The 26,867-nt window shown below is 69.8% G+C and carries 23 protein-coding genes and 6 tRNA genes; 10 read left to right on the top strand and 19 right to left on the bottom strand.

The window, feature by feature from the left end; genetic code table 11:
• Positions 1-37: 37 nt before the first annotated feature.
• The 3 genes from J2W14_RS12850 to J2W14_RS12840 are packed head-to-tail and all read left to right on the top strand — an operon-like array spanning position 38 to position 3,282.
• Positions 38-892 (top strand): ECF transporter S component, encoded by an 855-nt coding sequence (locus J2W14_RS12850; RefSeq protein ID WP_307462947.1) that lies wholly within the window; start codon positions 38-40, stop codon positions 890-892.
• 12 nt (positions 893-904) lie between these two features.
• Positions 905-1,669: an energy-coupling factor transporter transmembrane component T gene (locus J2W14_RS12845; RefSeq protein WP_307462945.1), complete on the top strand. Its 765-nt coding sequence runs from the start codon at positions 905-907 to the stop codon at positions 1,667-1,669.
• Positions 1,666-3,282, top strand: a complete 1,617-nt coding sequence (locus J2W14_RS12840; protein ID WP_307462943.1) for an ABC transporter ATP-binding protein — start codon at positions 1,666-1,668, stop codon at positions 3,280-3,282. The genes J2W14_RS12845 and J2W14_RS12840 overlap by 4 nt, the downstream gene beginning before the upstream one ends.
• Positions 3,283-3,390: 108 nt before the next feature.
• On the opposite strand, the gene J2W14_RS12835 is transcribed toward J2W14_RS12840, so the two are convergent.
• From J2W14_RS12835 to J2W14_RS12795, 9 genes are all read right to left on the bottom strand, one after another.
• Positions 3,391-5,586: a 3-hydroxyacyl-CoA dehydrogenase NAD-binding domain-containing protein gene (locus J2W14_RS12835; protein ID WP_307462940.1), complete on the bottom strand. Its 2,196-nt coding sequence runs from the start codon at positions 5,584-5,586 to the stop codon at positions 3,391-3,393.
• Positions 5,583-6,827 (bottom strand): thiolase family protein, encoded by a 1,245-nt coding sequence (locus tag J2W14_RS12830; RefSeq protein WP_307463412.1) that lies wholly within the window; start codon positions 6,825-6,827, stop codon positions 5,583-5,585. Before J2W14_RS12830 ends, J2W14_RS12835 begins: the two co-directional genes overlap by 4 nt.
• 292 nt (positions 6,828-7,119) lie before the next feature.
• A complete protein-coding gene (locus J2W14_RS12825) occupies positions 7,120-8,547 on the bottom strand; it encodes an HRDC domain-containing protein (protein WP_307462938.1) in 1,428 nt (475 codons plus the stop codon).
• 86 nt (positions 8,548-8,633) lie between these two features.
• Entirely contained in the window at positions 8,634-9,284 is a 651-nt protein-coding gene (locus tag J2W14_RS12820; protein ID WP_307463410.1) for a DUF3000 domain-containing protein, read from the bottom strand.
• Between the two features lie 102 nt (positions 9,285-9,386).
• Positions 9,387-10,475 carry a threonine aldolase family protein gene (locus J2W14_RS12815; RefSeq protein ID WP_307463408.1) on the bottom strand — a complete coding sequence of 363 codons (1,089 nt, stop codon included), beginning with the start codon at positions 10,473-10,475 and terminating at the stop codon, positions 9,387-9,389.
• 56 nt (positions 10,476-10,531) lie between these two features.
• Positions 10,532-11,290: an SDR family oxidoreductase gene (locus J2W14_RS12810; RefSeq protein WP_307462936.1), complete on the bottom strand. Its 759-nt coding sequence runs from the start codon at positions 11,288-11,290 to the stop codon at positions 10,532-10,534.
• Complete coding sequence (locus J2W14_RS12805) at positions 11,287-12,696, bottom strand: DUF6421 family protein (RefSeq protein WP_307462934.1); 1,410 nt, start codon at positions 12,694-12,696, stop codon at positions 11,287-11,289. The genes J2W14_RS12810 and J2W14_RS12805 overlap by 4 nt, the downstream gene beginning before the upstream one ends.
• A 248-nt stretch (positions 12,697-12,944) precedes the next feature.
• Positions 12,945-13,457, bottom strand: a complete 513-nt coding sequence (gene msrB, locus J2W14_RS12800; RefSeq protein ID WP_307462932.1) for a peptide-methionine (R)-S-oxide reductase MsrB — start codon at positions 13,455-13,457, stop codon at positions 12,945-12,947.
• Between the two features lie 14 nt (positions 13,458-13,471).
• Positions 13,472-13,960: a hypothetical protein gene (locus J2W14_RS12795; protein WP_307462929.1), complete on the bottom strand. Its 489-nt coding sequence runs from the start codon at positions 13,958-13,960 to the stop codon at positions 13,472-13,474.
• A gap of 120 nt (positions 13,961-14,080) precedes the next feature.
• Here J2W14_RS12795 and J2W14_RS12790 point away from each other — a divergent pair, with 120 nt between their 5' ends.
• Positions 14,081-15,403, top strand: coding sequence for an alpha/beta hydrolase family protein (locus tag J2W14_RS12790; protein WP_307462926.1), 1,323 nt, complete (start codon positions 14,081-14,083; stop codon positions 15,401-15,403).
• Here J2W14_RS12790 and ybaK read toward each other — a convergent pair.
• The 3 genes from ybaK to J2W14_RS12775 form a co-directional block, all read right to left on the bottom strand.
• A complete protein-coding gene (ybaK, locus tag J2W14_RS12785) occupies positions 15,400-15,897 on the bottom strand; it encodes a Cys-tRNA(Pro) deacylase (RefSeq protein ID WP_307462924.1) in 498 nt (165 codons plus the stop codon). The two genes, J2W14_RS12790 and ybaK, sit on opposite strands and share 4 nt — an antisense overlap.
• Positions 15,898-15,973: 76 nt before the next feature.
• Positions 15,974-16,432 (bottom strand): SufE family protein, encoded by a 459-nt coding sequence (locus J2W14_RS12780; RefSeq protein WP_307462922.1) that lies wholly within the window; start codon positions 16,430-16,432, stop codon positions 15,974-15,976.
• A gap of 66 nt (positions 16,433-16,498) precedes the next feature.
• Positions 16,499-17,416, bottom strand: a complete 918-nt coding sequence (locus J2W14_RS12775) for a sulfurtransferase (protein WP_307462919.1) — start codon at positions 17,414-17,416, stop codon at positions 16,499-16,501.
• Positions 17,417-17,646: 230 nt separating this feature from the next.
• Here J2W14_RS12775 and zapE point away from each other — a divergent pair, with 230 nt between their 5' ends.
• Positions 17,647-18,684, top strand: coding sequence for a cell division protein ZapE (zapE, locus tag J2W14_RS12770; RefSeq protein ID WP_307462916.1), 1,038 nt, complete (start codon positions 17,647-17,649; stop codon positions 18,682-18,684).
• Between the two features lie 227 nt (positions 18,685-18,911).
• On the opposite strand, the gene J2W14_RS12765 is transcribed toward zapE, so the two are convergent.
• The 6 genes from J2W14_RS12765 to J2W14_RS12740 form a co-directional block, all read right to left on the bottom strand.
• Complete coding sequence (locus J2W14_RS12765; RefSeq protein ID WP_307462914.1) at positions 18,912-19,181, bottom strand: antitoxin; 270 nt, start codon at positions 19,179-19,181, stop codon at positions 18,912-18,914.
• A gap of 224 nt (positions 19,182-19,405) precedes the next feature.
• Positions 19,406-19,480, bottom strand: a tRNA-Val gene (locus tag J2W14_RS12760).
• Between the two features lie 38 nt (positions 19,481-19,518).
• Positions 19,519-19,591 (bottom strand) — tRNA-Gly (locus tag J2W14_RS12755).
• A 56-nt stretch (positions 19,592-19,647) separates the two neighbouring features.
• Positions 19,648-19,722, bottom strand: a tRNA-Val gene (locus tag J2W14_RS12750).
• A gap of 39 nt (positions 19,723-19,761) precedes the next feature.
• A tRNA-Cys gene (locus tag J2W14_RS12745) sits at positions 19,762-19,832 on the bottom strand.
• Positions 19,833-19,877: 45 nt separating this feature from the next.
• Positions 19,878-19,950, bottom strand: a tRNA-Gly gene (locus tag J2W14_RS12740).
• A gap of 318 nt (positions 19,951-20,268) precedes the next feature.
• On the opposite strand from J2W14_RS12740, the gene J2W14_RS12735 reads away from it, so the two are divergent.
• A tRNA-Val gene (locus tag J2W14_RS12735) sits at positions 20,269-20,340 on the top strand.
• A gap of 106 nt (positions 20,341-20,446) precedes the next feature.
• Positions 20,447-21,295, top strand: coding sequence for a cytochrome (locus J2W14_RS12730; RefSeq protein WP_307462911.1), 849 nt, complete (start codon positions 20,447-20,449; stop codon positions 21,293-21,295).
• Between the two features lie 192 nt (positions 21,296-21,487).
• Here the strand turns inward: J2W14_RS12730 and J2W14_RS12725 are convergent, their stop codons facing one another.
• Positions 21,488-23,401: an HNH endonuclease gene (locus J2W14_RS12725; RefSeq protein ID WP_307462908.1), complete on the bottom strand. Its 1,914-nt coding sequence runs from the start codon at positions 23,399-23,401 to the stop codon at positions 21,488-21,490.
• 304 nt (positions 23,402-23,705) lie between these two features.
• On the opposite strand from J2W14_RS12725, the gene def reads away from it, so the two are divergent.
• Genes def through J2W14_RS12710 form a run of 3 tightly spaced genes read left to right on the top strand, consistent with a single transcriptional unit; the run spans position 23,706 to position 26,856 of the window.
• Complete coding sequence (def, locus tag J2W14_RS12720; RefSeq protein WP_307462906.1) at positions 23,706-24,302, top strand: peptide deformylase; 597 nt, start codon at positions 23,706-23,708, stop codon at positions 24,300-24,302.
• Complete coding sequence (gene fmt, locus J2W14_RS12715; RefSeq protein ID WP_307462903.1) at positions 24,299-25,219, top strand: methionyl-tRNA formyltransferase; 921 nt, start codon at positions 24,299-24,301, stop codon at positions 25,217-25,219. The genes def and fmt overlap by 4 nt, the downstream gene beginning before the upstream one ends.
• Complete coding sequence (locus J2W14_RS12710) at positions 25,216-26,856, top strand: RsmB/NOP family class I SAM-dependent RNA methyltransferase (RefSeq protein WP_307462901.1); 1,641 nt, start codon at positions 25,216-25,218, stop codon at positions 26,854-26,856. Before fmt ends, J2W14_RS12710 begins: the two co-directional genes overlap by 4 nt.
• The last annotated feature ends 11 nt before the right edge of the window (positions 26,857-26,867 follow it).

Genomic DNA, 26,867 nt, shown 5'->3' with positions numbered 1-26,867 from the left:
AGGCGGATGTTGCAGCCCCCACCGAAGGACCATCCCCATGTCACAGCAGTCCCTGATCCTCCCTGCCACCGGAACCGGCCCCGGCGCCGGGAGCGCCGCCGGCACAGCCAAGGCACGGCGCAACCGTCGCTTGCTGGAGCTCGCCGGCGCCGTCTCGATCGCGGCCACCTACATCTTCCTTGTCCTCACCCAGCCTGCGGACATCGCCAACGGACCGGCCAGCTTCTCCGCGCTCGTGGCCCTCGGCGGGTTCCTGCTCGGCGCGGTCCTGCTGATCGCCGCGGCACTTCCGGTCCTGCCCACGTCCACCCTGGTGCTGATGCCGGTAGCGCTCGTCCTGAACGTGGTCCTGGGCCAGCTGATGGGCAGCACGGGGCTGCCGTTCTACTTCGACGCCATCGGCACCGTCCTGATCGCCGTCCTCGCCGGCCCGGCGGCGGGAGCCGCCACGGGCGCCCTCAGCAGCATCGTCTGGTCCTTCTTCAACCCGACCGTGCTGCCCTTCGCGGCCGGGGCGGCGCTGATCGGCTTCCTCGCCGGACTGGCAGCCCGCGGCGGTCTGTTCCGCCGCTTCTACCTGGCACCGGTGGCCGGTTTCGTCACCGGCATCCTCGCCGGCGTCGTCTCCGCCCCGATCGCAGCCTTCGTCTTTGGCGGCACCGCGGGCCTCGGCACCGGAGCCGTCGTCAGCGCGTTCCGCGCCATGGGAGACACCCTGCTCGCAGCCATCACCAAGCAGGCGCTGATCTCGGACCCGATGGACAAGGCCATCGTCTTCGCGATTGTCGCGCTGCTGGTCTACGCCCTGCCGCGCCGCACCAGCTTCCAGTTCCCCTTCGTGCGGCGCTTCCGGGTGCTCGCCGGCAAGGGGCCGGCAACGCCCGAAGCCTGAGGACGGCACCCGATGAGAGCGCCCTCCACCCTCCATCCGCTGACGTCGCTGACGGCAGCCGGCTGCACCGCGGTGATCACGACGGCGGCCGGCACCTGGCCGCTGTCGCTCGCGGTAGCCCTCGCGGCCGTCGTGCTGGCCCGACGCGCCGGCGCCGGGCGGCGGGTGCTGGGCACGGCCGCGGCGGTGCTGCTTCCGCTGGGCCTGTCCCTGCTGCTGCTGCACGGGCTGTTCTTCCCGGAGGGCCGCACCGTCCTGGCGGCATGGGGGCCCGCCCGGGTCACGGCGGAAGGCCTGGCCTTCGCCTGGGAGGCAGGCACCCGCACGGGCGCCTGCGTGCTGGTGCTGCTGCTCTTCTCCTTCACCGTCAGCGCCCCCGACCTCGTCGCGGCGCTGGCCGCGCGGGGGCTGCCGCCGCAGTTCGGCTTCGTCCTGGCCTCCGCCCTCACCCTGCTGCCGGCCATGGCCGGCCGACTGGAGCGCATCAGGGCAGCGCAGGAGTCGCGCGGCCTGGTGCTCCGCGGCGGGGTGTTGCCGAGGCTCGCCGCCGTCCGGCTGCAGATGGTCCCGCTGGTGCTGGGCCTGATCGAGGAGTCCGGCAACCGCGCCCAGGCGCTCGACGCGCGCGGCTTCGGCGCAGCGGGTCCCCGGACCAGCTACCGCCAGGTCACCGACCCGCCCGCCCAGCGCAGGCTTCGCACCGCGATGCTGCTGCTCACCGCCGCAGCCGTGGCACTCCGGCTCGTGGCCTCCTGGCCCGGCGCGGGGCCCGTATGACAGCCACGGAGCCCGCTGCCGCCACCGCCGCCTCAGTGCTTGCCGCCGCCGCCGCCGCAACCTCCTCAGTGCTTGCCGCCGCCGCCGCCGCCGCAACCGCGCCCGCCCCCGCCGGCGCGGTTGCCGCCACTGGCGCCGCGCTGGCCGCCCGGATCGGCAGCTTCAGCTTCCACGGCGAGGCCACCCCCGCGCTGCACGGCCTCGATCTCAGTATCCGTCCGGGCATCCTGACGGCGGTCCTCGGCGGTTCCGGGAGCGGCAAGACCACCCTGGGCAAGCTGCTGGCCGGCTGGCACCGGCCCGGACACTCCGGAACCCTCACCGGATCGCTGACGCTGGCCGGGGAACCGCTGACGTTCCGGGGCCTCGAGGACGACCCCCGGATCAATCCCTCCGCCTGGTCCACCCGGGTGGGCTACGTCCCCCAGGACGCGGCCGCCATGCTCTCCACGGTCCGCTCCACTGTGGCCGAGGAGCTCGCCTTCGGACTGGAAAACCGCGGCACCCCGCGGCCCGACATGCTCCGCGCCGTGGCGGGAACGGCAGAGCTGACCGGCCTCACCGCGCTCCTGGCCCGGGATCCCGCCACCCTGTCCGGCGGTGAACTGCGGCGGCTGGCCATGGCCTGCGCCGTCATCCAGAACCCCGGGGTGCTGGTCCTTGACGAACCGCTCGCCTCCCTGGACGCCGCGGGCATCATCCAGGTCCGGGACCTGATCAACCGGCTCACCGGCGCCGGAACTGCCGTTGTGCTGCTGAGCCAGTCCGCCGACGGGCTCGCCCGCTCCGCCGGGCACTGGATCATCCTCGACGGCGGCACCGCTTCCGCGAGCGGCCTGCCCCGGGAACTGATCCGGTCCGCGGAACTGGCCCGGACCGGGACCGTGCTGCCCAGGGTCATCCACACCGTGCCCGCCGTCCGGGCAAGCGCGCCCGAGCCCGGGGCCGCACCCGTGCTGGAACTGGAGGGCCTCGGGTTCGGCTACCCCGGGACCGGCGACGCCGCGCGGGAGCCGCTGCTGCGGGACCTGGGGCTCACGGTTCGGCCGGGGGAGATCGTGGCGGTCACCGGCCCGAACGGGGCCGGCAAATCCACACTGCTGCGCCACCTCAACGGACTGCTGCGACCGCACACCGGGGAAGTGCGCGTCCAGGGACGCAGCATCGCCGGGACCCCGACCGGCCGTATCGCCGCCTCGGTCGGCCTGCTCTTCCAGCATCCCCGCGACCAGCTGTTCGAGCGGACGGTGCTGCGGGAGGCCAGCTTCGGGCTCCGGCGGCTGCATGGCAGGGGCGCCGGCGCCAGGGCGCACGAGGCGCTGGAGGCCGTCGGGCTGTCGGGGGCCGCGCAGTCGCACCCGGCGGAGCTGCCGGCCTCCCAGCAGCGGCTGCTCGCCCTGGCCACGGTCCTGGCCCGCTGCCCGGCCGTGCTCGCCCTGGACGAGCCAACGGTGGGGCTGGACCGTCATGGCCTCGAACGGCTGGACCACGCCGTGGCCGCCGCGGCGGCGCGGGGCGCCGCCGTCGTACTGGTCACCCACGATGCCGCCTATGCCCGGGCCACGGCGCACCGTGTCCTGGCGCTCGACGGCGGGAGGCTGCGGGAAGGCTGACATAGCGGCGCCGCCGCCCGCACTCGTCAGGAGTGCGGACGGCGGCGGCGGTTGGCGGTGCAGCCCTAAAAGCAGGCCCGGATCAGGCCCGGGACAGGTGCGGCTCGGTCAGGCGGCCGGTTCGGACGCCACGCCGGGCGCCAGGAACTTCCGGCCGTTGACGCGCTCGGAGGCTCCGACCCGGTCCAGGTACGGGGTGATGCCGCCCAGGAACATCGGCCAGCCCGCCCCGAGGATCATGCAGAGGTCGATGTCCTCCGGGCCGGCGACCACGCGTTCGTCCAGCATCAGGCCGATTTCCTCGGCCAGGGCGTCCTGCGTGCGGCGCAGCACCTCCTCGCCGGTGGAGGGTGTGTCGCCGAAGGACATCAGGGCGAGGGTTTCGGCGGGGATGAAGGGCTTCCCGTCCGGTCCCTTTTCCGGGGTTCCGTTCTGCACGGCCCAGATGGACTTCACCCCGCTGTCGATGAGTTTCTGCAGGTTCCGCGAGACCGGGAAACGGTCCCCGAACGCGGCGTGCAGGGACTCCTGGACGTGCTGTGCGACCGGCAGCCCCACCATGGCGCCGAGGACGAAGGGCGTCATCGGCAGTCCCATCGGGCGCAGCGCGTTGTCCGCCACCTCGGCCGGGGTGCCCTCGTCGAACGCGGCGGTGACTTCGCCCATGAGCCGCAGCAGGAGGCGGTTGACCACGAACGCGGGCGCGTCCTTGACGAGAACGGCGGACTTTTTGAGGCCCTTGGCGAGCTCGAACGCGGTGGCCAGCACGGCGTCGTCGGTCCTGGGGGCGCGGACAATTTCCAGCAGCGGCATCACGGCCACGGGGTTGAAGAAGTGGAAGCCCACCAGGCGCTCCGGATGCTCCAGGTCTTCGGCCATGGCGGTGACGGACAGCGAGGAGGTGTTGGTGGCGAGGATGCACTCGGCGGAAACAATCGCCTCGACTTCCTTGAAGACCTGCTTCTTGACGTTGAGCTCCTCGAACACCGCCTCGATCACGAAGTCGGCGTCGGCGAAGGCCTCCTTGGAGACCGATCCGGTGACGAGCGCCCGGGTCCGGTTGGCGGCGTCGGGGCTGATCCGGCCCTTCTGCAGCAGTTTGTCCACCTCGGCGTGCACGTAGCCCACGCCCTTGTCCACCCGGGCCTGGTCGATATCGGTCATCACCACGGGCACCTTGAGCTGGCGGGCGAAGAGCAGGGCGAGCTGGCTGGCCATCAGGCCGGCGCCCACGACGCCGATCTTGGTCACCGGGCGGGCCAGCTTGCGGTCCGGGGCGCCGGCGGGGCGCTTGGACCGGCGCTGCACGAGGTCCAGGAAGGCGTAGACGGTGGATCGGAACTCGTCGGTCTGCATCAGGTCCGCGAGCGTCTCGCATTCCAGCTCCGCGGACTGTGCCTGCGTCAGCGTGCGGTTGGCTTCCATCACCTCGAGGACCTTGGCCGGTGCCGGGGAGGCGTTGGAGGTTTTGGCCTCCACGAAGGCCCGGCCGGCGGCGATGGCGCCGGCCCAGCGGGCGGCGACCTCCGGGGTGGAGGGATCGACGGCGTTGGCGCGTGCCGGGCTCGCCGCGCCCGCGATGACCTGCGCGGCCCAGGCGACGGACTGTTCGACGAAGTCGGCGGGCTCGAACAGGGCATCCGCCATGCCCAGTTTGAACGCCTGCGGACCGGTCAGCGTCCGGTTGTTGCTCAGCGGGTTCTCGATCATCACCTTGACGGCGTTTTCCGGCCCGATCAGCCGCGGCAGGATGTACACCCCGCCCCAGCCGGGGATGAGCCCGATGAACGCCTCGGGCAGGGCCAGGGCCCCGGCGCCGGTGGACACGGTGCGGTAGGTGGACTGCAGGGCGATCTCCAGCCCGCCGCCGAGGGCGAGGCCGTTGATGAAGGCGAAGCTGGGCACGCCCAGGTTCGCCAGCGTGCCGTAGACGTCGTGGCCGAGCTGGGCCATCCAGAGGCCGTGCTCGCGGCCGCTGATCGACTTGACCGTGGACAGGTCAGCGCCGGCGACCAGGAAGTAGGGTTTGCCGGTGACGCCGACACCGACGATCTCGCCGCGGGCGGCACGCTCCTTGAGTCCTTCCAGGACGGTGCCGAGCTCGATCAGGGTGTTGGGGCCCAGCGTGGTGGGCTTGGAGTGGTCCAGGCCGTTGTCCAGCGTGACCAGGGCGAAAGTGCCGGGGCTCTTGCCGTCAGCCGTCTTCCCACCTGCGGCGGGCAGTTCGATGTCCTGGACGTAGGAGTGGGTGACCGTCTCGTTCGGGAAGAGGTCGGCAAGCTTGCGGAAATCGGCGGCGCTCATGCTGCGGCTCCAGTCTCGGTGGTGGTGGCGGTCGTCTGGGTGGTGGCGGGGTCAAGGGCGAGGCCGTAGGCGGCGTGGTGCGGGTTTTCCCAGATCACGGTGGCGCCCATGCCCAGACCGATGCACATCGTGGTCATGCCGAAGCGGACCGAGGGGTCCTCCTCGAACTGGCGGGCCAGCTGGTTCATCAGCCGCACGCCCGAGGACGCAAGCGGGTGCCCGACGGCGATCGCCCCGCCGTAGCGGTTGACCCGGGGGTCGTCGTCGGCGATGCCGAAGTGGTCCAGGAAGCTGAGCACCTGGACGGCGAAGGCCTCGTTGATTTCGAACAGGCCGATGTCCCCGATGCCCAGCCCGGCGTTCTTGAGGGCCTTTTCCGTGGCCGGGACCGGGCCGATGCCCATGACTTCCGGTTCGACGCCGGCGAAGGCGTAGCTGACCAGGCGCATCTTGACCGTCAGCCCCAGTTCCTCGGCGGCGTCGGCGGAGGCCAGCAGGGCGGCGGTGGCGCCGTCGTTGAGTCCGGCGGCGTTGCCCGCGGTGACCCGGCCGTGGGCGCGGAACGGGGTCTTGAGTGCGGCGAGGTCGTGCACCGAGGTGCCCGGCCGCGGCGGCTCGTCCACCGTGTTTACCGTCCAGCCCTGTCCCGGTTTCATCGTGGCGACGGGCACCAGGTCCGGCTGGATCTGGTCCCTGGCGTAAGCGGCAGCGAGCTTGTCCTGGGAGGCGACGGCGTAGGCGTCGGTGCGGTCCTTGGTGATGGCCGGGAAGCGGTCGTGCAGGTTCTCGGCGGTGTTGCCCATGTTCAGGGCCGCCGGGTCCACGATCCGTTCGGACATAAAGCGCGGGTTGGGGTCCGCGCCGGCGCCCATCGGGTGGTTGCCCATGTGTTCGACGCCGCCGGCGATCACGACGTCGTAGGCGCCGAAGCCGATGCCGCTCGCCGTGGCGGTCACGGCCGTCATGGCGCCGGCGCACATCCGGTCGATCGCAAAGCCCGGCACGGTCCGCGGCAGTCCGGCCAGCAGTGCGGCGGTGCGGCCAATGGTCAGGCCCTGGTCGCCGGTCTGTGTCGTCGCCGCGATGGCCACTTCGTCGATCCGGTCCGCCGGCAGGGACGGGTTGCGGCGCATCAGTTCGCGGATGCATTTGACGACCAGGTCGTCGGCGCGCGTTCCGGCGTAGATGCCCTTCTCGCCGGCGCGGCCGAACGGGGTGCGGACGCCGTCGACAAAAACGATATCGCGGACGGCGCGGCGACCTGCGGTTCCGGGCCCCGCGGTGCGGGGATTCGCGCTGCTCTGTTCTCCGCTGCTGGGTTTTCCGCTGCTGGGGGGCTGGCTCACGTGTTACTCCTCATCGAGACATGGGTGCCGGATCCGCGCCCCGGGCGTAAGGAGCCAGGGGACGGCAGGGGGCCGGGCGACATCAGACAACATGTTACTCGTCAGTAACTTAGCTGGCAAGGAGTCCGGTGGCGCGCCGCCGGAGGAAAAGTTCGGCAACCGGGCGGGCGGGTCTAGTGCGCCGTGTCTAGTGCGCCGTGTCCGGTGCTGCGGCGGCCGTCATGGCGGAAGCGGTCGCTGCGGGGGCTGCGGCAGCCGCTGCAGTTGCGGCCGGCACGGATCTGGCTTCCTTGACCGGCAGCGGCTGCGGGTTCTGGAAGGCCTCGGTGATGAGGGGAGCCACGAGTTCGATCTGCCACTGGCGGGCCCCCAGGTTCGCGAGTTCCTCGGCGATGCCTTCCTCGCTGGGCTCGACCGGCGGGCGCCAGGAGACGCGGCGGAGGTAATCCGGCGTCAGCAGGTTCTCCACCGGCATGTTCAGCTCCTCGGCCTTGGCCTGCAGCAGCGGCCGGGCGGTGGCGAGCCGGGCTGCGGCCTCCGGGTCCCGGTCGGCCCAGACCCGCGGGGGCGGGGGAGCGTTGGTGGGCAGGTGGAGGGGAGGGAGCTCCTCGAGGGTGCGGGCGGTGCTGATGCAGCGCAGCCACCGCGGCGCCTCGCGCTGGGCGGCGCGGCCGTGGAAGCCCTTGGTGCCCAGCAGCTGGGGCACGGTGGCGGGCATGGCCTTGGCGGCGGCGACGAGGGCGGAATCGGGTATGAGCCGGCCGGGAGCGACGTCGCGCTTCTGCGCCAGCGAGTCGCGCTCGAGCCACAGCTCGCGGACAGCGGCCAGCTGGCGCCGGTCGCGGATCTGGTGCAGACCTGATGTCTTGCGCCACGGGTCGATGCGGGGCGGCGCCTGCCCGGCCTCGAGGATGGCGGCGAATTCCTGTTCGGCGAACTCCAGCTTGCCGTCGGCGACCAGGAGCTCAATGAGTTCCTCGCGCAGTTCGGTGAGGACCTCGACGTCGAGCGCCGCGTAGCGCAGCCAGGGCTCGGGCAGCGGCCGGGTGGACCAGTCTGCCGCGGAGTGTTCCTTCGCGAGGCCGAAGCCGAGGAGCTGTTCGATCACGGCGGCGAGCCCGACGCGGGGAAGCCCGGCGAGGCGGGCGGCGAGCTCGGTGTCAAAGAGCTTGTCCGGCCACATGCCGAGTTCGGACAGGCAGGGCAGGTCCTGGCTGGCCGCGTGCAGGATCCATTCGACGCCGCGCAGGGCGTCGTTGACGATGGAGAGGTCCCCGAAGGGTTCGGGATCGATCAGCCAGGTGCCGGAACCCTCCCGGCGGATCTGGACCAGGAAGGCGCGCTGGCCGTACCGGAAACCGGAGGCCCGCTCGGCGTCCACCCCGGCGGGGCCGTGGCCTGCGGCGAGGGCCGCGGCGCAGCGTTCCAGGCCGGACTGCGTTTCAATGACGAGCGGCACGCCGTCGCGGGGTGCATCGAGGTCGATGATCTCGGGGACCAGGCTGTCGAAGCCGTCCACCGCGATGTGGGCTGTGGTGTCAGCCGCCTCGGTCTTGTTCGGCACTGTGTTGGCGGCCGCGCCCGCGGTGGTGATTTCCGGAATATGAGGGGTCATGATGACTTCAGTTTAGCGACAACACAGTGCCGGGGGCCGCGCATCCGCCAAAACGAAGCGGGTTCCGCCGGTGCGCGGGCCGAATCTCAGGCCGGTCCGCGGCGCCAGCGCGGCAGCGGCGTGACGCCTTCGGGCAGCGGAGGAAGGCCGGCGAAGGTGCAGACCATGTCGGACCAGGCCTCAAGGTGGGAGCTGATGTCGGGGGTGGCCGGAGTCCAGGATGCGCGAAGTTCGATGTCGATGGAATTGGGCCGGTCCGCGAGGGTCCCGAAGCTTTCGGACAGCACCCGCGTCGCGGTGCCGCCGGCCGAGCGGTACGGTGCGGCATGGTTTTCGAGGGCCTCGACAAGCCAGGCCCACGCGACGGAGCCGAGCATCTCGTCGTTGCCCATTTCCGGCTCCAGCTGGGCCCGGATGTAGGTGACGACGCGGAACTCGCCCTCCCAGACCGCGGAGCCGTCGGGATCGTGCAGCAGGATGAAGCGGCCGGTGGCCAGCTCGATGTCGTCGCTTCCGGACGCACGGGCCAGGGCCGCGGCCGCAGGGCCGTGCACGGCACCGGAGGGCGTCACCGCGCCGGGGGCGACCACTTCCGCCCCGAGGGCGACGGAGAACGGTGCCAGCCGCGCGGGCGCCGGGATCTCCTCCAGGCGCAGCTCACTGCGGGTTCGTGCCTGCCGAAGGGTTCCCAGGGCGAAGAGAAAATCCGGCGGAACCTGGTCGAGTGCGTTCACAATGGAAGATTATGCAAGGGGCGTCCCCAAGCCCGGCAGGCTCGCCGCTGCTGCCCGGCCGGGCTTTCACCGGGCCGGGCGGCGGCGGCCGTCCTGCCGCCGGGGTCAGCCGGCAGCGAGTTCGCGCTTGATGGCAGCGATGAAGGTATCAACGTCGTCCTCGGTGGTGTCGAAGGAGCACATCCAGCGGACCTCGCGGGCCGCCTCGTTCCAGTCGTAGAAACGGAAGGACTCGCGCAGCCGGTCCGCCACACCGGCCGGCAGGATCGCGAAGACGCCGTTGGACTCGGTCTTCTGGCTCAGCTCGACGCCGGGGACGGACTCGACGCCGGCGCGCAGCCGGGCTGCCATCGCGTTGGCGTGTGAGGCGGAGCGCAGCCACAGGTCGCCCTCAAGCAGGGCGATGAACTGGGCGGACATGAACCGCATCTTGGAGGCCAGCTGCATGTTCATCTTGCGCAGGTAGATCAGCCCCTGGGCTGCGGCCGGGTTCAGTGCCACCACGACCTCGCCGAAGAGCAGGCCGTTCTTGGTGCCGCCGAAGGAGAGGATGTCCACGCCGGCGTCGCGGGTGAAGGCCCGCAGCGGCACGTTCAGGTGGGCGGCGGCGTTGGCCAGCCGGGCGCCGTCCATGTGCAGCTTCATGCCCTTGGAATGGACATGCTCCGCGATGGCCCGGACTTCCTCGGGGGTGTAGCAGGTCCCGAGCTCGGTCGTCTGGGTGATGGAGACGGCCAGCGGCTGGGCGCGGTGCTCGTCACCCCAGCCCCAGGCTTCCCGGTCGATCAGTTCGGGGGTGAGCTTGCCGTCGGCCGTGGGGACCTGGAGCAGTTTGATGCCGCCGATCCGCTCCGGTGCGCCGTTCTCGTCCATGTTGATGTGGGCGGTCGACGCGCAGACGACGGCGCCCCAGCGCGGCAGCAGGGACTGCAGCGACAGCACGTTGGCGCCGGTGCCGTTGAAGACCGGGAAGCATTCGATTCCTTTGCCGAAGTGCTCCTCCAGCAGCTGCTGCAGCCGGGCAGTGTAATCATCCTCGCCGTAGGAGACCTGGTGGCCCTCGTTGGCGGCAGCCAGGGCGGCCAGCACCTCGGGGTGGACGCCGGAGTAGTTGTCCGAGGCAAAGCCGCGGACCGAGGGATCGTGGAGCCGCACTGCGGTGCTGGCAGGGGCAGTTTCAACTGTGCTTGTCATCGGTTTGCTCACGCTTTCAGTCTAAGGAGGTCCGGGGCGAAGTTCAGCGTCCGGGCTCAGTGCCGGGGCTCCGGGCCCAGCAGCATCCGCCGGCCGTTCAGCTCCGCCGCGGGGGAGGTGAAGAGCCCGACGGCGGCAGCCGCCAGGGCCTCCACGTCGGTGAATCCGGGGAAGCTGCGGTCCGGGGACTTCGCCCGCATGCCCGCGTCCACGAGGGCCTTCACCACGAAGACCACCGCGGCGCTGTGCTGTTCCACGGGGTCTTCCTTGCGGCCCGACTGGCCGCCGTGGAAGCCGTCGGCGACGGCCAGGGTCCAGGCTTCGGCGGCGGCCTTGGCGGCCGCGTAGCTGGCACCGCCCGCCGTCGGCCTGCCCGCGGCGGTGGAGGACATCATGGCGAAGCGCCCGGCGTCCGAGGCGGCGAGGTCGTCGTAGAAGACCCGCGTGACGTTCCGCAGCGTGGTGATGGCGCCGCGTTCCAGGAATTCCCAGTCCTCGTCGGTCTGGTCCGTGATGCCCTTCGCGCCGCGCCAGCCGCCGACCAGGTGGATGACGCCGTCGACGGACCCGCCCGTGTCGGCCAGCCGGGCCCGCACCGTGGTGTGCAGCGACCGGACCTGCGCGAGGTCCGCGAGGTCGCACACCAGCGGCGTGACGCCGCTGCCGGCTTCCGCCGCGGCTGCCTCAATCCGGGGGCCGTCCGAGCCCACCGTGAAGACGGTGTGCCCGGCGCGGCGCAGGGCGCGGGCGGTAGCGATCCCCGAAGGGCCGCTGCCGCCCGTCACCACGACGTTCAGGGGGCGTCCGGTGCTCATCCGGCGTTCAGGGCGGTGTGCGCCACGCCGGCAGAGGTGCCCGTGTCGGAGGTGCCGGTGATCCCGGCCGTGGACTCGATGACGGGGCGCATCTTCTTCTCGAGGGCCTCGTAGAACATCGAGAGCGGGAACTCGTCGTCGAGCACCTGGTCGGTGAGGCCGCGCGGCGGGCCGGCCAGCGGCAGCGCGTCCGGACCCTTGGCCCAGACGGAGGCCGGGTTGGGCGTGACGGTGCCGGAGATCAGCTCGTAGGCGGCCAGCCAGTGCGCCATCTTCGGGCGGTCGATCGAGCGCCAGTAGAGCTCCTCGATCCTTGCGCCGAGTTCCACCACGACGTCGGCCGCCGCGTCCCAGTCGATGCTGAGCTTGCTGTCGGTCCAGTGCAGGACATGGTGCTGGTGCATCCACGCGAACAGCAGCTGGCCGCCGAGGCCGTCGTAGTTGCGGACCCGGGTGCCGGTGATGGCGAAGCGGAAGATCCGGTCGAAGATGACGGCGTACTGGACCAGCTTGGCGTGCCGGCGCGCCTCGGGATCGGCGTCCTCGTCCTTTTCGATCCTCACGGATTCGCGGAAGGCGGTCAGGTCGCAGCGCAGTTCCTCGAGCGAGTACAGGAAGTAGGGCATGCGCTGCTTGATCATGAACGGGTCGAAGGGCAGGTCGCCGCGCATGTGGGTGCGGTCGTGGATGAGGTCCCACATCACGAAGGTTTCCTGGGTGAGCTCCTGGTCCTCGAGCAGGCCGGCGGCGTCCGCCGGCAGCTGCAGCGAGGTGATGTCCGCGGCGGCGCGGACCACGCGGCGGAAGCGTGCGGCCTCGCGGTCGGCGAAGATGGCGCCCCAGGTGAAGGTGGGGGTCTGGCGGACGGCGACGGTTTCCGGGAACAGCACCGCCGAGTTGGTGTTGTAGCCGGGGGTGAAGTCCAGGAACCGGATCGGGACGAAGAGCTTGTTGGAGTATTCGCCCTCCTCCAGGCCGGCGATGAACTCGGGCCAGATCACTTCGATCAGCACCGCCTCGACCAGGCGGTTGCTGCTGCCGTTCTGGGTGTACATCGGGAAGACCACGAGGTGCCGCAGGCCGTTGACCCGGTGCTGCTGCGGCTGGAAGGCCTGCAGGGAGTCCAGGAAATCGGGCACGCCGAAGCCGCCGTCGGCCCAGCGGCCGAAGTCGGTCACGAGGAGGGCGAGGTAGTCGGCGTCGTGCGGGAGGGCCGGGGCCAGGGTCTCGATGGACGCCGTGATGGTGCGGACATGCCCCGCGGCCGCCTCGTGGTCCGCGGTCTCCGGAACGGAGCCGTCCTGAACCTGCAGTGCCTGCAAGGCGGTGGCGGCAGCCTTGAGCTGCAGCCACTCCGGGGAGCTGGCGGAGATCGGGGCAGTGGTGGTGATAGCGGTGGTGGTCATCGTCAGCGGGCGCCTTTCTGTGAACTGGGAGCGTCGCTCGTCAGTGATTAAAACGAGCGTAGCAAATAAACAGGAGCCCTAATGCAAAATAGGCTTGAGCATAAGAAAGTCTGTGGCAAGTGGACCGCGCAGCCCGGGCCAGCTCCAGCGGCCGAGGGGCTTGCCCCAGAACGCACAGGACCCCCGTCCGGCGCCACTGGTGCGGCTCCGGACGGGGGTCCCCTGTCAAATGCGGCCTCGGCACCGGGTTACTGCTTGGCGTCCTCCGTTGAGACCAGCTTCAGCGAGACGGAATTGATGCAGAAGCGCTGGTCGGTCGGGGTTCCGTAGCCCTCGCCCTCGAAGACATGGCCCAGGTGCGAATCGCAGTTGGCACAGCGGACCTCGACGCGTTCCATCCCCAGGGTGCGGTCGTGGATGTACCTGACCGTGCCGTCCGCGAGCGGGGCCCAGAAGGAGGGCCAGCCGCAGTGCGAGTCGAACTTCTCCTGGCTGGTGAAGAGCTCCGAGCCACAGGCGCGGCACTGGTAGACACCGGCGGTGTGGGTATCCCAGTACTCGCCGGTGTAGGGCCGCTCGGTGCCCGCCTGGCGGAGCACCCGGTACTCCTCGGGCGTCAGCTCCTGGCGCCACTGCTCGTCGGTCTTTTCAGCCGGCGAGCTGCCGGCCGGTGCGGTGCCGTGTGCTGTGGCGCTGTCGGTATCGGACCCGGCGGGGGCGGCGACGGGCGAGACTTTTGGCTTGTTACTAAAGATGTTCATAGCCTCAATAACGCTTAGGAGTCCCCGATAAATCCCGATCCGGCGTAGAGATGCAGGACCGGCAGGCCCAGCTTGTCCTGGGCCTTGGTGGCCCAGTCAGTGTGGAAGGTATCCGCGACGGCGTGCGGGCGGGTGATCACCACGGCCTGCCCGGCGCCGAGTTCCTTGACCTTGGCGACCATGCTGTCGACGGCTTTGCCCTCGAGGATTTCGCCGGTCACGCCGCTGCCCAGGCCGGCCAGGGCGGCGAGGGAGACGGCCAGGGTCTCGGCGGCTTCGGCGCGTTCCCCGGCAGGGTCGGAGTGTCCCGTCAGCTCACGGAAGGCCTTGGAGATCTCCAGCAGGGAGAGATTCTCCAGGAAATCCACCAGGAGGTGCCGCTCCGTGCTGGCCGGAACCAGGACCACCAGCGGTGCATCACCCCCGGCGAGCAGGGTTTCGATGTTGACGCGGTCGTCCGCGCCCAGGGGCTCTTCTGTCAGGATGACGATTGGATCACTCATGCCCCCAGCCTAGTCGCGCCCCGGTGGGCCCGCACGGATTGGTGCCCGTATGCCCGCAGCCGGTGGTCCCCGCCGCCCCCGGATGCCACTCTCGGCGGTGAGTTCGGTAAGAATGGTGCCATGGCTTCCTCCTCACGCCTCCTGCCGGACCCGCAGCTGGTCTCCGCCGTCCGTGGAAAGGCTGCCCGCGCCGTCGCGGACTCCGCCGGCGACGTTTCGGTCACAGGCAGCGCCAAATGGGCGCTGGGCGGCATCATCGGCGGCAGCGCCGCGGCCGGACTGCTCGCCGCCGGGTCCTCCGCCCTTGCCCTCTATTTCGCCCGCCGCGTGATCACCCCCGCCCGGGTCCGCGAGGAGGACCAGGAGATTCTCGCGGTGATCCGCGGCGGCCACCGGCTGCAGGTCATCCTCGCCGCCACGCCCGAGGCGACGGTCGAGGGGGTCTACGGGTTGTTCTTCGACGGCGGCCGCGGGCACGCCCGCATCGGCCGGATCGTGTCCTATTCGCCGGCGGAGCGCACGGTGCAGCGCGAAGTCGAGGCCGTCTACAGCGGCGATCTGAGCAAGACGCGCCGCGGATACTGGAGCGGCGCCGCCCACCCGGACCCTGCCAGCATCGGCCTGCCGTCGGAAGACGTGGACATCGAGGTCGAGGGCGGGACCGCCCCGGCATGGCTGGTCCGGGCACCGCAGGAATCCGGCATCTGGGCGATCATGGTGCACGGCCGCGGCGCGAGCCGGCAGGAGTGCCTGCGGGCGGTCCGGACGGCCCGGGAACTGGGCATGTCCAGTCTGCTGATCACCTACCGCAATGACGGCCTGGCGCCCTCGGCGCAGGACGGACGCTACGGGCTGGGCTCCACCGAGTGGCGCGACGTCGAGGCAGCCATCGGCTTTGCCCTGGAACAGGGGGCCCGCGAAGTTGTGCTCTTTGGCTGGTCCATGGGCGGCGCCATCTGCCTCCAGACCGCGGATTTGTCGCGGTATCACCACCTGATCCGGGCCATGGTGCTCGATGCCCCGGTCATCAACTGGGTGAACGTGCTGGCACACCACGCCGAGCTCAACCGCATCCCGTCGGCGGTGGGCCGGTACGGGCAACTGATGATGAGCCACAAGCTGGGCCGGCGGCTGACCGGCCTCGCCGCGCCCGTGGACCTAAAAGCCATGGACTGGGTGTCCCGTGCGGTCGAACTGCGCACACCGACGCTGATCATCCACAGCGTCGACGACGAATACGTCCCCTACGGTCCGTCCGCGGCCCTGGCCGAGAAGAACCCGGAGATGGTCACCTTCGAGATGTTCGACCGCGCCAGGCACACCAAGGAATGGAACGTGGATCCGGAGCGCTGGGAACGGCTGGTCGCCGCCTGGCTGGGGCAGCAGATTGCGCCCCGCCCGAATCCTGGCCAGCACGATCCCGAGGCCCCTGCGCCCGGCTAGTTCCTGCCGGAGCCGATCCGCGCCGTGTGGGCACCGGTGAGCCGGATCAGCTCGGCGGGGCTCAGTTCGATGTCCAGCCCGCGCCGCCCGCCCGAGACCAGGATGGTGTCCAGGCCCAGGGCGCTGTCATCGACCACCGTGGGGGATGGCTGCCGCTGTCCGAGCGGTGAGATGCCCCCGAGCACATAGCCGGTGCGGCGCTCGGCGGCCGCCGGGTCGGCCATGGTTGCCTTCTTGCCGCCCAGCGCGGCCGCCATCGCCTTGAGGTCCAGGTTCCCGCTCACGGGCACGACGCCGACGGCGAGCCGGCCGTCGACGTCGACCATCAGGGTTTTGAACACCCGGGCCGGATCGACGCCGAGCACCTCCGCGGCCTCCAGCCCGTAGCTGGCCGCCGCCGGGTCATGGCTGTAGGGGTGGGCGACGAAGGGAACCCCGGCGGCCGCCAGTGCTGCGGTGGCCGGGGTTCCCTGTGACGCCTGTTTGCGTGCCATTCGGTCCGTATGTCCCTTAGTGCCTGCGGGTCCTGATGTGTGCGTGTCCCTTAGTGCCTGCGTGGCCGGGTGTGGCTCAGGGCTGCTGCGGGAGGGCAGCAACCTTGCGCTTGATCCGGCCCAGCATCGCCGTCATCCCGCGCATCCGCAGCGGCGTGATGGCCCGGGTGAGGCCCAGCAGCTCCGGCATGTCGTCCGGAACGGCCAGGATCTCGGCCGGGCTCAGCCCGTCGAGGCCCTCATGCAGCACGCTGGCGAAGCCGCGGGTGGTGGGGGCTTCGGGCGGTGCCTTGAAGTAGAGCCGGACGCTGTCGGCAGCGCCGCCGTCGGACTTTTCCGTTTCGATGGTCAGGAACAGCGGCGACTGGCACTCGACGACCTGCTCCATCAGTTCCGGATGGTCCTTGAGCCGGTCCGGGAGCTCCGGCAGTTCACGGGAGAACTCAAGCAGCAGCTGGAGCCGTTCAGGTTCGGTAACGGCCTGAAAGTCATCAACAATTTCCGCCAGTGCGGTGGGGAGGGCAACAGTATTCATCCCTTCCAGCTTACGCACGCGCAGCGATTGTGTCCCGGTCGCAGTAGCAGCGTCCATTGCCGTCGGCTACTTGGCGGCCGGGACCGTGCCGCGTTCGCTGCCCTTGACGATCGGGACGCGGACGGCGTTGCCCCATTCGGTCCAGGAACCGTCGTAGTTGCGGACCGTCTCGAAGCCCAGCAGGTACTTGAGCGCGAACCAGGTGTGGCTGGAACGCTCGCCGATGCGGCAGTACGCCACGACGTCGTCGCCTTCCTTCAGCCCGGCCTCGCCCAGGTACAGCGCCTCGAGTTCGGGGCGGGTCCGGTAGGTGCCGTCCTCGGCGGCCGCCCGGGCCCACGGGATGGAGGCCGCGGAGGGGATGTGTCCGCCGCGCAGTGCGCCTTCCTCGGGGTAGGCGGGCATGTGCGTGCGCTGGCCGGTGTACTCCTCGGTGGAGCGGACGTCGATGAGCGGCTTGCCGAAGTGGGCCAGCACATCGTCCTTGAAGGCACGGATCGGGGCGTCGTTGCGCTCGACGACGGGGTACTCGCCCGGGGTGACCGCGGGCTTGTCCGTGGTGAGGGCGCGGCCTTCGGCGATCCACTTGTCCCGGCCGCCGTCGAGCAGGCGGATGTCCTCATGGCCGAAGAGCTCGAAGACCCAGAGGGCGTAGGCCGCCCACCAGTTGGATTTGTCGCCGTAGATGACGACGGTGCTGTCGCGGGAGATGCCCTTGGCCGCGGCGATGGCGGCGAACGCTGCGCCGTCGACGTAGTCGCGGGTGACCTCGTCATTCAGGTCCGTGTGCCAGTCGATCTTGACCGCGCCCGGAATGTGGCCCATCTCGTAAAGCAGCACATCCTCGTCGGACTCCACCACCACGAGCTTTCCGTCAGCGAGGGCGCCGGAATCGATGGCGGCGGCCAGCCACTCGGTGGACACGAGCCGCTCGGGGTGGGCGTAGGCGGCGAACTTCTCGTTCTGTTCAACGGGGTAGGGCATTGGAATGGCCTTTCACTGAAACGGTCAGGAGGCCGGGCCATGGAAGGATCGTGCGCGGCGCCGGGCCTTCTCCAACACTAGCCACGCCCCGCCGGGATTGCCCCTCAGGGTTCACACTCGGAAATATGGCCTTCGTCACGTGCTGCCCGCCCGTCCCACGGGTGCCGACGGGCGGCCCGCGCATTGCCGGTATTCTTTCTGGGGACAAGAGACCAGCAGAACGGACCACCTTGGTACAGATCGAACAGCTCGCCGCCCGCACCCCGGCAGTTTCAGTGGATGAACTCCTCAACGGGTTTTATCCGTCGCCGCGCTTCGGTGAGGTTTCGTTTTCCAGCTACCGGCCGGATCCGGAGCAGCCCAGCCAGTCCTCCGCGGTCAGGGCGCTGTCGGGATTTGCGGCCAACGTCGGTGCGCGCGACGGTGACGGGCTCTTCAAGCGCCTCTTCGGCAAGAAGGACATGTCCCGCGCCGGGATCTACCTCGACGGCGGTTTCGGAGTCGGCAAGACCCACCTGCTCGCCTCGCTGTGGCACGCCGCCCCGGGACCGAAGGCGTTTGGCACCTTCGTCGAATACACCAACCTGGTCGGGGCGCTGTCCTTCCGCAAGACGGTCGAGGCCCTGAGCCACTACAAACTGGTCTGCATCGATGAATTCGAGCTCGATGATCCGGGCGACACAGTGCTGATGTCCCGCCTTATGCGCGAACTGGCCGACGCCGGCGTCAAGCTCGCGGCCACCTCCAACACCCTGCCGGGGTCCCTCGGCGACGGCCGCTTTGCCGCCGTCGACTTCGCCCGGGAGATCCAGGTGCTGGCGGACCAGTTCGACGTGGTCCGGATCGACGGCGAGGACTTCCGCCACCGTGGCCTGCCCGCCGCGCCGCAGCCGCTGCCGAACGACAAGCTGACACATCACATGCAGCAGGAGTTCCACGGCAAGACGGTGGCCCGTGACGAGTTCAGCACCCTGATTAACCACCTGGCCGGCGTCCACCCGAGCCGGTACCGCCAGATGCTCGACGGGATCGAGGGAGTGGTCTGGAAGAACGTCCACACCATCACCGAGCAGGCCGTCGCGCTGCGCTTTGTGGTGCTCGCGGACCGGCTCTACGACAAAGACGTGCCCATCCTGGCCAGCGGCGTGCCGTTCGACCAGCTCTTCACCGAGGAAATGATGACCGGCGGGTACACGAAGAAGTACTTCCGCGCCGTCTCGCGACTCACCGCCCTGGCCCGCGAGGGCCAGAACCACGAACCCTCCTGACGCTGAAAGCAACGCGGGGTCACCTCCGCACCATCCTGACGTACTGGATGGGGCAGGGGTGACCCCGCGTTGCTGCGTTAAGCGCCCATGGACCTAAGCGCCCTTGACGCCCTTGACGCCTGTAAGCGCCGCAAATAAAACGCCGGAGGTGCCGTTAGGCGCCGTTAAACGCCGGAGGTGCCGGCGCCACCTCTCGGCGGGACCGGCACCTCGCTGACGTATCTGGGTCAGAGGCCTGGCTTGCGGGGTTCCCCGGTAACGGGGGGCTCTCCGGCAACGGGATTCTGCTCGGCGACCGGCGGCGTATTCGGCCGGTTGTTCGCCTTGTCCACGAAGTCGGAAGCGCCTCGCTGCGCAGCATCGATCTTGTCGGCATGCTTTCCGCCGGTCTTGGTGTCGACGAAATCGCCGGCCTTTTCGATGCCGTTCTTGATGGCTTGTTCGTTGCCACCAATCACTTTCTGAGCCTTGCCCTTTAGATCGTCAAGTAAACCCACGGGCACCTCCCTTCGGTCGCGGAGCCAGATCGCTCCTAGCGGTTTCTACCCTAGCTGGAGGCAGCGGGGGTGCCAAGGGTGTCCGCCCACAGGGTAAAAGCTGCCGGACCGGATGCACAGGGTATAACGCCCCAATGGGGACCAGGAACCGGGCCTTGGGAACCCCTATCGCGACCCGGGGCGGCAGGGTACAAAAAAGAGCAGTTCCGGGGGAGCTGCTCTTGTGGTGGGCGATACTGGGATCGAACCAGTGACCTCTTCCGTGTCAGGGAAGCGCGCTACCGCTGCGCCAATCGCCCGCAACCGGAAGGATCCGGAGTGGAGTTGTAATGAAGAGAGCGGACGACGAGATTCGAACTCGCGACATCCACCTTGGCAAGGTGGTGCTCTACCAGCTGAGCTACGTCCGCATTTTAGTCCATGCCGGCTGGGCCGGTGGTACTGCATCAAGCAAGTTGCCTTGCTTTGGTGGGCGATACTGGGATCGAACCAGTGACCTCTTCCGTGTCAGGGAAGCGCGCTACCGCTGCGCCAATCGCCCCTTGCATCCAGTCGAAACCGGAAACCAGGGTTTTCACCGAGGTGGGTACGGGATTCGAACCCGTGTTAACGGCTTTGCAGGCCGCTGCCTCGCCTCTCGGCCAACCCACCGTGTAGATAGGATTCCGAAGAACCTTACCGTGACAGTGTCCTGCGAGCGGACGACGAGATTCGAACTCGCGACATCCACCTTGGCAAGGTGGTGCTCTACCAGCTGAGCTACGTCCGCAATATTGTCTGCAATTCCCCGCCGCAATCGGCATTTCCTCGCGTTCCAACGAGTAAGAACTCTATAGGAGGTTCAGGGAACTTACAAATCGGTACGACGGCGGCGGACGCGGGGGAGCGCTGCATCGTTGAGTTCTAGCGGTTCCTGCGAATTACAGGCTTGTAATTCGCCCGTCGTTTCCGGGTGGCTCCCGGGCGGCCGCGGGTGCCTGCTGGAGATCGCAGGTTCCCCAGTCGACGACTCATTCGGTGACTTCGGCGGAACGAAGCGCTCCGATTTCTAAATTCCGCCGGGGTGGGCTAGCATTCAATGGCATTGGGGCGATTGGCGCAGTGGTAGCGCGCTTCGTTCACACCGAAGAGGTCACTGGTTCGAACCCAGTATCGCCCACCCAAGAAATGGTCCGTTCCGCTCACCGAGCGGGGCGGACCATTGTTGTTAGTGCAGTGTGGCCGCTGTTTGCCCTACTGTCAGAGCCCCGTGAAAGAGTCTTGCCATGACCGCCCCACTTCTTGCCCACGCCACGGACTATGGCCGGATGTATGCCCGCTCCACCACCGAGCAGTTCTCCGTCCCGTCCATCACCACGGTGATCGGCCAGCAGCCCCACGGCCTGGACGGATGGTTTGGGTACATGGGCGCCAACAGCCTTGCCCAGGATCCGACCCTGCCCGGCATTCTCGGCAGCCCGGCCAAAGTGCGCCAGGCAGTGAGCCGCGCGGCCAAGGCAGCGGAGACCTACCGCGACGACGCGGCGAAGCGCGGTGACCGGGTGCACAACTACTGCGAGCAGGTGGCCTTGCGTGCCCTGGGCCGCCCGCACCAGATGAAGGAAACACGCGAAGCCCTGGCCGCCAACGGCGAGGAAGGGTTTGCAGCCCGCTTCGACGAGTGGTGGGAACTCTTCCAGGTGGAGCCGATCGCCCCGGAAATTACCGTCTGGAACAAGACCGTCGGGTACGCCGGCACCCTGGACCTTGTGGCCAAGATCAATGGCCGGACCTGCCTCATCGACTACAAGACCAAGGGCACGAGCCGCGACGGCACCGTCAAACCGCTGGATGACAAAGTAGTCATGCAGCTCGTGGCTGGCATGAAGGCCGAGGAAAGCCTCGTGGACCCGGTTGCAGGGGAGTGGGAAGCCTGGCAGCACGGCGAATCCCCGATCCTGCTGGCGGTGGCGATCGGCGAGACCGAAGTCCGTCCGCTGCGCGCCAACCCGGACGTCCTGAAGCACCACTGGTGGAAGTTCTGCGCCCTGCGCCGCGTCTGGGAAATGTCCGCCGACACCACGGCGGCCGGAACGGCTCTGCTCCCGCTGGCACCGCCGCCTATCACCCGGTAGTCCCAACTCGGCCGACGCTGCCCACCGCGCACTACGGCTGGTGGCGGCGTCGGCCAACATTCGTGCCGGTGCCAGCATCGGCCATTAGCTGAGCAGTCCTTCATGCTCCCGAATTGCGTAGCTGCGCTGTCCTTCAGGCTCCCGAATTGCGGCGTCACCGGGCACCGCAGCCTTGCGGCCGGGCTGGACCCATCAGGCTGCGGTGCCGAGGTCTGCGGGGCGGAAGTAGTAGTTGCGTCGGGGTTTTTGGCGTGGGTCGAGGTGGGGTGGCGGGATGAACCAGGGGATGCCGGTGCGGACCTGGATGGTCCAGTGTTCTTTGTGGATCACGTGGTGGTGGTGGGAACAGAGAAGTACGCCTTTCTCGGTGCCGGTGGTTCCGCCGCGGGACCAGTAGTCGATGTGGTGCGCTTCGCACCAGGGCGCGGGGATGGTGCAGCCGGGGAACGCGCAGCCCTGGTCGCGCGCGGTGAGGGCTTTGCGGATGTGCGGCGGGAAGACCCGTGAGGTGCGGCCGATGTCCAGGATCCGGCCTTCGGTGCCGAGGAGGACGGGGATGATGTCCGCGTCGCAGGCGATCTTCCGCACCGTGGAGGCGGTGACAGGTCCGGTGAAGAGCAGGTTTCCGGTGTGCTCCGGCGTGGCTCCCGGGCGGAAGGGACCGCCGGCGGTGCCTTGGACGTCGCCGTCGGTGGGCCCGTCGCTGGTCCCGTCGCCGTGTACGAGCCGGGTGAGTAGGTCGCGGTAGTCGATGGTGACCATGACCTGGGGGCGGAGTCCTCCGGCGGCGGGCAGGGTGCCGGCGGCGAGGGCGACCTTGGCAGCGCCGACGAGGCCGTCGAGGAGTTTCTGCGGGCGCGAGCGCAGGTCGAGCGGGACATCCACGCCGTCATTCTCCCCAAGGTTCCCGCTGTTGTTGCGGCTGTTGTTGCCGGCCTCGGGCCAGGGGCTGGCGTCGGTGACGGCTCCGGCGCAGTGGGTGGCCGCGGCCGCCGCGGCGGGCCCGCCCGCGGACCCCGCACCGGAAGCCGCGGTTGCCGGTGTTTCCGGGGCGGTGGTGCGGGGGGTGGTGGCAGTGTTCATGACGGTGAGGAGGTGTTCGAACTGTTCGGCGGTCGCGAAGATTTCCAGGTGCTGGAGTCCGTGGCGGGGTTTGCGGATGAAGGCGCCCTGGAGCTGGCGCAGGAGTTCCTCGGAGGGCTCGGCGCCGTCCTGATCCAGCGCATCGGTCCAGCTCCGGGCGACCCGGGTCAGGAAGTCCGGGTCGTTCTCCACCGCGGTGCGGGTCAGGGCGTGTTCCATCCGGTCGGCGGCGTCGGCGTCGCAGACGTGCCGGACACGGTCCAGGGCCAGGGCGATGATGGTCGCGGCCCGGGACGCGACCTCGCCGGCGGCGACGGCGGAGCCGAGTTCCCCGTGCACGGGCGGGAGGGGTTCGCCGGTGAATCCCTGCCGCGGCAACAGACTCTCGGCGAGGGACAGCCGGCGGCGGGCCTCGCCGGCGCTGATCCGCAGCCGCGCCCGCAGGAACTCCGTGGTGTTCCGGTACCCGTCATCCACAGCAACAGCCGCCGGGCCGTCAGCGGCGGGCGCGGCGCTCACGGCGGCCGGGGCGTCCACAGCAACAGCGGCAGCTGGGGCGTCCAAAGCTACGGCAACAGCATCAGCCGGGCCGTCAGCGGCGGCCGGGGCGTCCACAGCTCCCGCCGCGGCCGCGCTGTCGGGTCCGGCAGTCCCAGTCCCGGCCTCCGTGAAAGCGTCGGGGCCGGTGGTTTCCCGCCAGCCGGTGGTCCATGAGGTGCCCGCCCTCATGGCGGCGGCAGCGGCCTGTTTGCGGGTCCGGTCCACGGCCCCGGCCGCCACGAGCTGCAGGTATTCCATGACCCGCGAGAGCTCCTCCACGGTGCCGGCGAAGTCGGAGGCGCCCTGGAACCCAAGGAGCGCCGCGTCCTCGACCGCCGTCAACCCCACCTCCCGGAGAATGGCGAGGGCCTCGTTCACACCGTCCATACCGGGCTGTCCGGCCCGGGAGGTACCGAGGCCGGTGCTGCGTTCAGCGTCCCGGTCCGTGTCCTCGAAAGGAATGAAATCCCTGACGGTTTCCATGAAACAAAATCTACCGGGGAGCTCTGACATTCCTGGGAAGACCGGAAAGGGGTGGCAGTTTCGCGGGCAGACTTCTTCCTGACACCCCTGCCGCGTCCAGCCCACAGCGTCTTCCCGCCATCCCACGCGCCCCCGCACCTGCCGGGGGCCCCGATCCGTTCTGCCCGGGCGACACTTCGCTCTTGTCCGGGGGCCCCGGTCCGCCCCGCCCAGGCTGATTCCGTGAACCCGTCCGGGCCGAGTCCCGGCGTGCAACTAAACTGGACTGGATCCCGTCGCCGCCCACTGTTAGGACAGATTGCACATGGCCATTTTGAATATCCGCATCATCGGGGATCCTGTGCTGCGCACAGTTGCCGATCCCGTGACGGAATTCGGGCCTGAGCTGGCGAAGCTTGTTGCCGACATGACCGAAACCATGGAGGACGTGGACGGTGCAGGCCTGGCGGCTCCCCAGGTCGGCGTCAGCCAGCGCGTCTTCACCTACCGCATCGGCGGCGTCGAGGGACACATCATCAACCCCGTGCTGGAAAACAGTGACGACTTCCAGCCAGACGAGGTCGAGGGCTGCCTTTCCATCCCCGGACTCGGCTTCCCCGTCCGCCGGCACCGGCACACCCGCGTCACCGGCGTCGACCTGCACGGCAACCCCATCACGGTGGAAGGCGAAGGCATGCTGGCGCGGGCCTTCCAGCACGAAACCGACCATCTCGACGGCATCCTCTTCACGGACCGGCTGGAAGGTGAAGACCGGAAGACCGCGCTGCGCGCCATCCGGAACGCCAACTACGACTCCATCGCCGAACAGACGACGGCGAAGCGCGCCAGGACGGTCGGCACCAGCTTCGGTTCCGGCAACGCGGGTGCGGGCAGCTTCGGCTCCTTCGGTAACTCCCAGTGAGGGTTCTCTTCGCCGGGACGCCGGCCGTGGCCGTGCCGTCCCTGGATGCCCTCGTCGCGGGGGGCTTCGACGTCGTTGCCGTCCTCACCCGCCCGGACGCGCCGCTCGGACGCAAACGCGTGCTGACGCCGTCGCCCGTTGCCGCCCGTGCGTCGGAACTGGGCATCAGGATCATCCACGCCGCCAAGGTCGACGCCGCGGTCACGGAACAGATCGCCGCCGCCGCGCCCGACGTCGCCGCCATCGTGGCGTACGGCGGGCTCATTCCCCGGCCGGCCCTGGACCTTCCCCGGCACGGCTGGATCAACCTGCACTTCTCCCTGCTGCCGGCCTGGCGCGGTGCGGCGCCCGTGCAGCGGTCCCTGATCGCCGGCGACGACGTGACCGGGGCGGTCACCTTCCTGCTGGAGGAAGGACTGGACACGGGACCGGTGTTCGGCACCCTGACCGAAGCCGTGCGGCCCGACGACACCGCCGGGGCGCTGCTTGAGCGGCTGTCCCACAGCGGCGCCGTGCTGCTGACCCAGACGCTGTCAGCCGTCGACGCCGGCCGGGCCGCCGCGGTGCCGCAGCAGGGCGAGCTCAGCCTCGCCCCCAAACTCACCCTGGAGGACGGTCGGCTCGACTGGCAGCAGCCCGCCCTCGCGATCGGACGGCGGGCCCGCGGGGTCACCCCTGAACCCGGCGCGTGGACCACCCTCGACGGCCAGCGGATCAAGCTGGAACCCGTGATTCTGCGGCCCGGCGACCCGGCGTTGAAACCCGGACACTTGGCCCTGGAGGGGAAGAGTGTGCTGGTGGGGACCGGCTCACACCCGGTGGAGCTCACCCGGGTCCAGCCTTCGGGGAAGAAAATGATGACCGCCGCCGACTGGGCGCGCGGACAGGCAACACTTGAAAGCGTGGTATTCGAATGAGCGAGTCCGGGACGAGCGGCAGCGGCCGCGGCAACGGCCCCCAGCGCGGCGGATCGGGCGGCCAGCGCGGCGCCGGCCAAAGCGGCCAGGGGAGCCAGGGCGGCCAGGGCGGCCGGGGCCGGGACGGGAGCCAGCGGAACGCGCAGGGCCGGGAACGCAACCGTGGACCGCAGCGGGGCTTCACCGAGAACGCGCCGTCCCAGCGCACCCGCCGGGCGGACCCTGCCCGGCTCGTGGCCTTCGAGGTCCTGCGCGCCGTCGCCGCCGAGGACGCCTACGCCAACCTCGTGCTGCCTGCCCGGATCCGGCACCATAACCTGGACAAGCGCGACGCCGGCTTCGCCACGGAGCTGAGCTACGGGGCACTGCGCGGCCAGGGCACCTACGACGCGGTCCTGGCCCGCTGCGTGGACCGGCCGCTGGACCAGCTGGATCCGGCCATCCTCGATGCGCTCCGGATCGGCGCCCACCAGCTGCTGGCCATGCGGGTTCCCGCCCACGCCGCTCTGGACCAGACCGTAGGCTTGGCCCGCGCTGTGATTGGCGCCGGGCCGTCGGCGCTCATCAACGCCGTGCTGCGCAAGGTATCCGCCCGCACGCTCGAGGAGTGGCTGGACCTGCTGCTCAGCGACGAGACCGACGAAACCAAAAAAGCCGCCATCCGCTACGCCCACCCGGAATGGATTGTCCGGGCCCTCCGGCAGTCCTTGGTGGCCCACGGACGCCCGGTCAGCGAAATCAGCGACCTCCTCGAGGCGGACAACGCCGCCCCGGTGGTCAACCTCGTGGCACTCCCGGGCCTCGGCAGCCTCGACGAGGCCCTCGACGGCGGCGCCACGCCCGGTGAACTCGTCGAAGGCTCCGCGCTCTCCAGCGGCGGAGACCTCGGCCGGCTCGCCTCCGTCCGCGAAGGCACCACCCGCGTCCAGGACGTCGGCTCCCAGCTCGTGGCCCGCGCCATGGCCGCCGTCGACCTGAGCAGCACCGGGAGTGGCGCCGGGACGGCAGGGAATCCAGGCCCCGGCACGGAACCGGCAGCCGAGCGCTGGCTGGACATGTGCGCCGGCCCCGGCGGCAAGGCGGCCCTGCTCGGCGCCCTCGCCCGGGAGCGGGGCGCCACCCTGCTGGCCAACGAACCCGCTCCGCACCGCGCCAAACTGGTCCGGCAGGCCCTCGCCGCCGTGCCGCACGAGGTCTGGCATGTGCGGACCGGCGACGGCCGCGAGGTGGGCACGGAGATGCCGGAGAGCTTTGACCGCGTGCTTGTCGACGCGCCCTGCACCGGACTCGGCGCCCTGCGCCGCCGCCCGGAATCCCGCTGGCGCCGGACGCCGAAGGACCTGACGGACCTCGGCCCGCTGCAGCGCGAGCTGCTCAAATCCGCGCTGGCCGCCGTGAAGCCCGGCGGCGTGGTCGCCTACGTGACATGCTCACCGCACCCGGCAGAGACAACCGCCGTCGTGAGCGATGTCATGCGAAAACGTGAGGACCTCGAACTGCTCGACGCCGGTGCGGTGCTGGACAGCGTCAGCCTCACGGGCCACCTCGACGCCGGACACGAGCTCACCGCCCAGCTCTGGCCGCATGTGCACCGGACGGACGCCATGTTCCTGGCGCTCATCCACAAAAAGGCCTGACCAACAGGGAA

Origin of the sequence: Pseudarthrobacter oxydans (assembly GCF_030812335.1) — a bacterium.
Lineage (GTDB): Bacteria > Actinomycetota > Actinomycetes > Actinomycetales > Micrococcaceae > Arthrobacter > Arthrobacter oxydans_B.
Note: the sequence above shows the minus strand (reverse complement) of the source record. Positions and strands in the feature narration are given on the sequence as shown.